The sequence below is a fragment of the Vibrio sp. Sgm 5 genome (assembly GCF_026241575.1).
GTDB lineage: Bacteria > Pseudomonadota > Gammaproteobacteria > Enterobacterales > Vibrionaceae > Vibrio > Vibrio jasicida.
On sequence record NZ_JAPHPY010000042.1, the window covers coordinates 46,144 to 53,213 of the forward strand.

Here is a 7,070-nt window from a genome sequence, read left to right on the forward strand (position 1 = left end):
TCTAGTTCTCATTTCCCTTATCAAAACGTTGTCGCGCTCCCCGTCGCAACTTATATTTTTATTATTAGCTTGCTGGGAAAATTCCTACAATGAAAAAAAATAAAAAAGCGGCATCCATTTATGATGTGGCAACGTTGGCGGGGGTTTCCCCGAGTACCGTTTCACGTTTCCTCAATCGCACGACGTATGTCTCTGACGAGAAAAGTCAGAATATTGAAAAGGCGATCAAATCACTCGGTTACAAACCGAACTATCAAATGGGACAGGGCACCAATACGCGTTCAATGACGATAGGTGTGCTGATCCAGCATCCTGAAAGTCCACACTCCAGTCGTATCTTGAATGACATGGAAAAGGGGCTCAATGCTCAGGGGTATTCACTTGTGATTGCTACAGGGCATTGGCAGCGTTCACTGGAATCTCATGCTTTGGAGTATTTGGCAAAGAGTAATGTAGACGGTGTAATCATCGTGACGGGCAGTTTAACGGAAGAGCAGATTCTCGATTATGCCCAGCGAATTCCCGTCGTTGCTGTTGGATATGACGTGATAGGTGACAAGGTTCGATCGATAAATATAGATAATGTATTGGGCGGATACATGGCGACGCTGCATCTAATGCAACAGGGCCATGTGAATATCGCCCATATCAAAGGGTTGTTGAATCAACCGGATGCGGTGGCTCGTTTTGTGGGATACAAAAATGCCCTGCAAGAAGCAGGTATTAAAGTGTTGCCAAAATTGGTCAAGCAAGGCGATTTCAGCAGTGAAACCGGTTATGAAAAAACCGTTGAGTTGATTGAATCGAAAGTGCACTTTTCAGCACTGTTTGCCGCCAATGACCAAACGGCCTATGGGGCGATAAAGGCATTGCATGATCATGGTATTCGTGTGCCTCAAGATGTCTCTGTGATTGGTTTTGATGACTTGCCAACTTCGCAATATTTCACACCTGCGCTTACCACAATGCGTCAACCGATTGAAGAAGTTGGTGCAGTTTGTGCTGAGTCCATTCTCAATTTGTTGAGCGGAGATAGGCACGAAGTTCGTCTGCCACCGATTGATCTGATTGTCCGTCAATCGACTGTGTCTAAGTTTCGTTCTCCGAGTTAAAGTGCGTCTCTAATCCATTAGAAAATATTTTGCGAAACAGGCGAAATATCGCTGTATTTGTGACCAAAGTCCGTCTAGAATTCGCGCCTGCATTTTGTTGATTAAATACACAATCAACAAACATAGCCAAATTCTAAGAAATCTAATTTTTTGAACTGCCTCACAGTTTTCTGTGGGGCAGTTTTAGTTGTAGGAAAGGTCCCAAACACATGCCTAAAAGCCAGAATATCAACCAACGTATGTCCATCGTGGCATTGGCTTGGCCGATACTTGTCGAAATTTTGCTACGGACGGCTTTAGGAACCAGTGACGTATTCATGTTGAGTGGTTACTCAGACAAAGCCGTGTCTGCGGTCGGCGTTATCACTCAATTAACGTTTTTCCTGATCATCGTATCCACCTTTGTCAGTAGTGGCACGGGCATTTTGATTGCGCAATATAACGGTGCAGGGCGTGAAAGAGAGTCGGTCGATGTCGGTGTCGCCAGTGTTGCGTTATCGGTCATTGTTGGTGCGTTCTTAAGTGTACTCGCCGTGATTGGCGCGGTTTTCTTCTTACCGTATTACGGTTTAGAAGCTCAGGTTGAGCAATATGCGCGCGAGTACCTGCTGATCAGCGGTGCGATGACGTTCAACGTCACCATCGGTATCGTCTTTACCACGATTCTGCGTAGCCACGGTTATTCACGCTCACCAATGGTAGTGAACCTGATTTCTGGTGTGTTCAACATCATCGGTAACTACATTGCACTTTATCAGCCATTTGGCTTGCCTGTTTATGGAGTAGAGGGCGTAGCGGTTGCAACGGTAGTTAGCCAAGTCATTGGTACGTTATTGTTGGGCGTGATTTTGAAACGCAGCAGCATTGAACTGCCTATGTCCAAGGTAAAACAAGTGCCGAAAGACGTGTTCAAGAAGATCTTAAAAATCGGTGGTATGAACGCGGGTGAGGTGCTGTCTTACAACATGGCGCAGATCTGTATCGTGTATTTTGTAGTGCAAATGGGGACGTCATCACTTGCGGCGTTTACTTATGCGCAAAACATCGCGCGTTTCTCGTTCGCCTTTGCGTTGGCCATTGGACAGGCGGCTCAAATTCAGACTGGCTATTACATAGGTAAAGGTTGGGTAACCAGTATTCTGAAACGCGTGCAGATTTATTTCTTAGTTGGCTTTGCTGCATCAACGGCGGCAACGTGTTTGATCTACCTGTTCCACGAAGAGATTTTGAGTGTATTTACCGATCAGCCTAAAATCTTGGCATTGGCAGGCGCATTAGTGATGGGCTCAATCGTGCTAGAAGCGGGCCGCGTGTTTAACCTTATCTTCATCTCGGCACTGAAAGGCGCTGGAGATATCAAGTTCCCAGTACAGATGGGTATTCTGAGCATGTGGGGCTTGGGTGTGGTGTTTTCTTACCTCTTCGGTATTCATTTGGGTTACGGCGTGATTGGTGCTTGGATGGCGATTGCTCTGGATGAATGGGTACGCGGTATCATCATGGCAAGACGCTGGCGCTCTCAAGTGTGGACCAAGTTTAAGGTGAGTTAACCTTATCTCGCTCTAAACGTAAAAAAGGCACTGAAATTCAGTGCCTTTTTGCTATCTATTCTGCATTGATAAGTCGTTTTAAAACTCACACTCTGCTTGGAAACACATACGCTCTTTGCTGTATGGATGGTCCAACTCCAACATCTCCGCATGCAAATGCAGACGATTGGATTTCTCGCCATACAAGCCGTCGCCAACCATCGCCATGTTCAAACCCATGTGGTGAGCACTGTGTACACGAAGCTGGTGGGTTCGCCCTGTTTTCGGGTACATGTATACCTTGCTGCGTCCGTCTTTCACTTCAATCAGTTGCCAGTAAGTTTCAGCGGGCTTACCGTGTTCAAAGCACACCAGTTGACGTGGACGGTCATCTGGATCGCCACGCATCGGTAGCGAGATTTCACCTTCAGGTTCGGTTAACACGCCTTCTAACAGCGCAATATAACGCTTTTGTACGCCACGTGTGATGAATTGCTTTTGCAGGCTCTTGTTGGCGCGTTTGGTTAAAGCAAACACTAAAATCCCCGATGTCGCCATATCTAGGCGGTGAATGACGAACGGCCCTTCGACATCTGGGAACATCGCTTGTAGGCGTGTGTATGCCGAATCCTTGATGGTTTTCCCCGGAACGGAAAGCAGACCCGAAGGCTTGTTGACGATCACCAGGGCTTCATCTTGGAAGAGAATTTCCAGCTCTTTATCTTCTGCCCAGTTTTCTGCCAATGGGTTTGGTTCAACATCCAAGCCTTGCAGCATGTGCCCCAAAATCGGTTGGCATTTGCTGTTGCAAGATGGGTAAAACTTTTTGTGCTGGCGCACTTCCGATTTCGGCGATACGCCCCACCAAAACTCAGCTAATGCAAGCGGTTGGTAGCCATGTTTGTATGCGAACTGAAGCAGTTTCGGCGCTGCGCACTCTCCAGCGCCTGCTGGTGGTACTGGATTGGTGGTAGGAGCAAAAATATCTACCAAATCGCGCTCGGCGCTGTGGTTGTCCAAGAAGCGGTATTGCTTATGCAGTTTGTGTTGTAGCGCGTTAGACAAGTCTTTGCGCTGCTCTTTGAGTTCTGCCAGTTTTTGTTCTAGTTCGGTTAAGCGCGCTTCTTTGATTGCGAGCTTTTCGTCCCAAGCTTGTTTGAGGTACTTGAGCACATTCTTCTCAGCCACACTTTGTTTACCCAAATCATCCAATAGCACTGTCAGATCTTCTGGACTCAGAGTTTGTTCACCTTGTTTGCGTTGCTGTTTGCGTTCTGCACGGCCGGCAATCATAACTTGGCGATGGGCATTTTCTTCTTGCTGATACGCTTCACGGTCGGCTTTGATTTCTGCTTTCAGTTGTGCCAATTCTGGGTTGGCAGCAAAGGCTTTGTATTCCGCGTTCGCAGCATTGATGGCATCTGTCTCACCTCGGAAGAAACCTTCTTCTGTCAGCATGTCGAATACGGGTGGAACAAAACCTAGAAGCAAGTTTTGATCGGCAATCTTGCCAGAGAAAGCGCTGAAATAACCAAGCTCACCTTGCGGGTTACGTACTAGCAAAACACCGAACATCTTGCCGCGTCCGTTTTGCTCATCCTCAAGACCGAAATTGTGTTCGAAGTCAGTTTGTGTCATTAGGTGCTGCTGCAATTGCCCGGCAGCCAATACACACAATGGGTGAGGCGTGTAGTAGAACGGAAACGTAAACTGCGCCGGCAAGTCGTAGCCAGAAATGTCCGCAGTAAATCGAGTAAAGCATTGTTCAGGCGAGTGCATGAGAGTGAGTCCGCGCGAAATAAAAATCGAGCACGGATTGTACCTGTTTTGGCAGTGATTGCTATTCGAAGGCGCTTCTAGGCTAGCTGTGTCGGCTTGCCTTTACTTCCTATCTCAATGATTTTCATCGCTTAGAGCGCAGAAATTAGGATTGCGTTTGAAATGATTAATTTGAGTGATGTACTGTTTTGATTGATAGTTGAGAGCATGGTTCTCGAATGACTCATTAGATGCAAAAGGAAAAGCATGTCTAAACTGGTGTTGGCATTGATACGATTTTATCAACGCTATCTTTCCCCACACAAAGGCTTCCGCTGCGCTCATGCGGTGTATTACGGCACGGATTCTTGTTCTGCTGCCATCAGCAAAATGATTCAACGCAAAGGCGTGTTTTCTAGCTATACCAGTGTTCAAGAGCAGTTTACACGCTGTCGACATGCTCATCAGCGTCTTCAAGCTAAGGAACCTTCCCGTAATCGCAAGCGGCGTAAGAACAAAGACTCATCTTGTGTAACGGACATGGGATGCAGCTCTTTGGATTGCGTTCCGAGTGACGCTTGTAGCGGTAGCAGCGACTCATCTTGCCATTGTTGGTAATGGACTCAACTCTAAAAATGAAAGGAAAGTGATGACGACAGATCAGCTCAAAACGCTGTTTGAAAATGACTTAAGGCACAAGCTCGAACCGCTTGAAGCTTTACGTTTAGAAGCACTGCGTCGACGCAAGTTTCTAGGTTTGGCGGTTCTGGGTTTCTTTGGCACCGTCGTGTTTGACCTCACTACCTCCGCAATGATGTTTGTTCTTTTGGCATTGATGCTCGGCGGTTGGGCGTACTTCAATCAAAAGCACAATCAGTTTCGCACCACCTACAAGCAGCACATCATGCAGAGCTTGTTAGCGCACATTGAGCCCTCACTCACATGGGACCCAAATCGTAAACTTTCCAAAGAAGCCTTCGAGCGCAGTGGTTTGTATTTAGACCGTTGTGATGGTTTCGAGAGTGATGATTTTATTTCAGGCACCATTGGAGAGGCGAGGGTGGTTATGTCTGAGATAGAAGCGTCGAAGCTCATCAGTTCAGGAAGCGATAGTTCGAGTAAGCATCACGTGTTTTTTGCGGGGTTGTTTTGTGAAATAGACGTTCCGATGAATGACGACGTTTGCACCTTTGTTTTGAGTGACCGCGATGATGGGCCAACGCTTCGTGAAAAGCTGTGGGACCGCTTCTTCAAGATTCAGATAGGTAAAAGAGTGCGAATGGGTCACCCAGAGTTTGACCAACAGTATGAGGTGTACAGCGACGATTTAGACACCGCAAAGCAACTGCTGACGGATGAATTGATCGAGCGTGTGCTGACTTTTCATCGTGAGAGCGAGTTTTCTCGCTTGTCGTTTTCTCAAGTGAACGGAAAGCTCTATATTGCCATTTCGCATTGGAAAGAACTGTTTGAGCCAAAATTGGATGAGCCAGCGGGGGAGTTTGAAGCCGTTGCTGAGATTTATCGCGAACTCGATTTCTTGATTGGCACCATTCACAGTCTGGGGCTGGCCAAACCAATGGTTCAGCCCATGGCGGAATCTAGTACCTTGGCTACCGCCTAATTTCCTCATTATCTCAAGCTGATTCCTGAATGATACCCTATCATTTCGGCTTGAGATTCACCCAATATCCTGTACCTTACCAAGACTATTTTTTGCAGCCTGCTTTCATTCGATGAGTGACCTGCGCTGCTTTATTTGAGTTTAAGTTCATGTCACAAGCTAGCATCAAATTTATTGCCACCGATATGGATGGCACCTTACTTGACCAATACGGTCGTTTAGACCCTGAGTTCTTTGATCTGTTTTTGCAGCTAGAAGAGAAGGGCATTCTATTCTCGGCGGCATCGGGGCGTCAGTACTACAGTTTGCGCGATACGTTTGCACCGATTCAAGACCGTATGATTTATGTGGCGGAAAACGGCACCTTGGTGATGTACCAAGATAAAGAGCTATATAGCTGCACCATTCCAAAAACAGAAATTGATGCGATCATCCAAGCGGCTCGTGAAATTGAAGGCACGCACCTAGTGCTGTGTGGTAAGCGTTCGGCTTACATTGAAACCAAAGATCCTAAAGCGTTGGAAGAGTTCCAGAAGTACTACCATCGCTGTGAATACGTGCCAGATCTATTGGCCGTTGACGATGAGTTTATCAAGGTAGCGATTTGTCACTTTGGTGGTTCTGAAGAGTTGGTTTTCCCAACCATGAGTGCGAAGTTTGGTCACAGTCATCAAGTTGTGGTGAGCGCGAAGATTTGGCTAGACGTGATGAATGCAGAAGCATCAAAAGGCGCGGCGATCAAACACCTTCAAGATACCATGGGGTTTGGTCCAGAAGAGACCATGACGTTTGGTGATTACCTGAATGACCTAGAGATGCTGCAAGTGAGCGAGCATTCCTACGCGATGGAAAACGCGCACGAAGCGGTGAAGAAAATCGCACGTTTCTCCGCACCAAGCAATCGTGACTCGGGCGTAATGAAAGTGATCAAAGAGAAAGTACTTTAATCTCTGCCTCGCCAGTTTCGAACATAAAAAATGTATGGTCCGCCCCGTTATTGCAACTACAATTTAGTAATAACGGAGTTGGTTTGCGCTAATGTATTCG

Annotated in this window: 6 protein-coding genes; 5 read left to right on the forward strand and 1 reads right to left on the reverse strand. The window is 46.8% G+C overall.

What is annotated here, in order from left to right; translation table 11 throughout:
• Positions 1-89: 89 nt before the first annotated feature.
• Both OQJ86_RS19985 and OQJ86_RS19990 read left to right on the forward strand, forming a co-directional pair.
• Complete coding sequence (locus tag OQJ86_RS19985) at positions 90-1,112, forward strand: LacI family DNA-binding transcriptional regulator (RefSeq protein WP_265989633.1); 1,023 nt, start codon at positions 90-92, stop codon at positions 1,110-1,112.
• A gap of 209 nt (positions 1,113-1,321) precedes the next feature.
• On the forward strand, positions 1,322-2,662 hold the full coding sequence (locus tag OQJ86_RS19990) for an MATE family efflux transporter (protein WP_265989635.1): 1,341 nt from the start codon (positions 1,322-1,324) through the stop codon (positions 2,660-2,662).
• A gap of 78 nt (positions 2,663-2,740) precedes the next feature.
• Here OQJ86_RS19990 and OQJ86_RS19995 read toward each other — a convergent pair whose 3' ends face one another.
• Entirely contained in the window at positions 2,741-4,420 is a 1,680-nt protein-coding gene (locus OQJ86_RS19995; RefSeq protein ID WP_265989637.1) for a pseudouridine synthase, read from the reverse strand.
• Between the two features lie 246 nt (positions 4,421-4,666).
• Between OQJ86_RS19995 and yidD the strand changes: the two genes are divergently transcribed.
• From yidD to OQJ86_RS20010, 3 genes are all read left to right on the forward strand, one after another.
• A complete protein-coding gene (gene yidD / locus OQJ86_RS20000; RefSeq protein ID WP_265989639.1) occupies positions 4,667-5,017 on the forward strand; it encodes a membrane protein insertion efficiency factor YidD in 351 nt (116 codons plus the stop codon).
• 31 nt (positions 5,018-5,048) lie between these two features.
• Entirely contained in the window at positions 5,049-6,023 is a 975-nt protein-coding gene (locus tag OQJ86_RS20005; RefSeq protein ID WP_265989641.1) for a DUF3137 domain-containing protein, read from the forward strand.
• Positions 6,024-6,172: 149 nt separating this feature from the next.
• Positions 6,173-6,970: a Cof-type HAD-IIB family hydrolase gene (locus OQJ86_RS20010; protein WP_038869755.1), complete on the forward strand. Its 798-nt coding sequence runs from the start codon at positions 6,173-6,175 to the stop codon at positions 6,968-6,970.
• The last annotated feature ends 100 nt before the right edge of the window (positions 6,971-7,070 follow it).

What these genes read in the sequence shown, in the direction of transcription:
- OQJ86_RS19985 (WP_265989633.1), top strand. Translation starts at nt 90, where the DNA reads ATGAAAAAAAATAAAAAAGCGGCATCCATTTATGATGTGGCAACGTTG.
- OQJ86_RS19990 (WP_265989635.1), top strand. Translation starts at nt 1,322, where the DNA reads ATGCCTAAAAGCCAGAATATCAACCAACGTATGTCCATCGTGGCATTG.
- OQJ86_RS19995 (WP_265989637.1), bottom strand. Translation starts at nt 4,420, where the DNA reads ATGCACTCGCCTGAACAATGCTTTACTCGATTTACTGCGGACATTTCT.
- yidD (WP_265989639.1), top strand. Translation starts at nt 4,667, where the DNA reads ATGTCTAAACTGGTGTTGGCATTGATACGATTTTATCAACGCTATCTT.
- OQJ86_RS20005 (WP_265989641.1), top strand. Translation starts at nt 5,049, where the DNA reads ATGACGACAGATCAGCTCAAAACGCTGTTTGAAAATGACTTAAGGCAC.
- OQJ86_RS20010 (WP_038869755.1), top strand. Translation starts at nt 6,173, where the DNA reads ATGTCACAAGCTAGCATCAAATTTATTGCCACCGATATGGATGGCACC.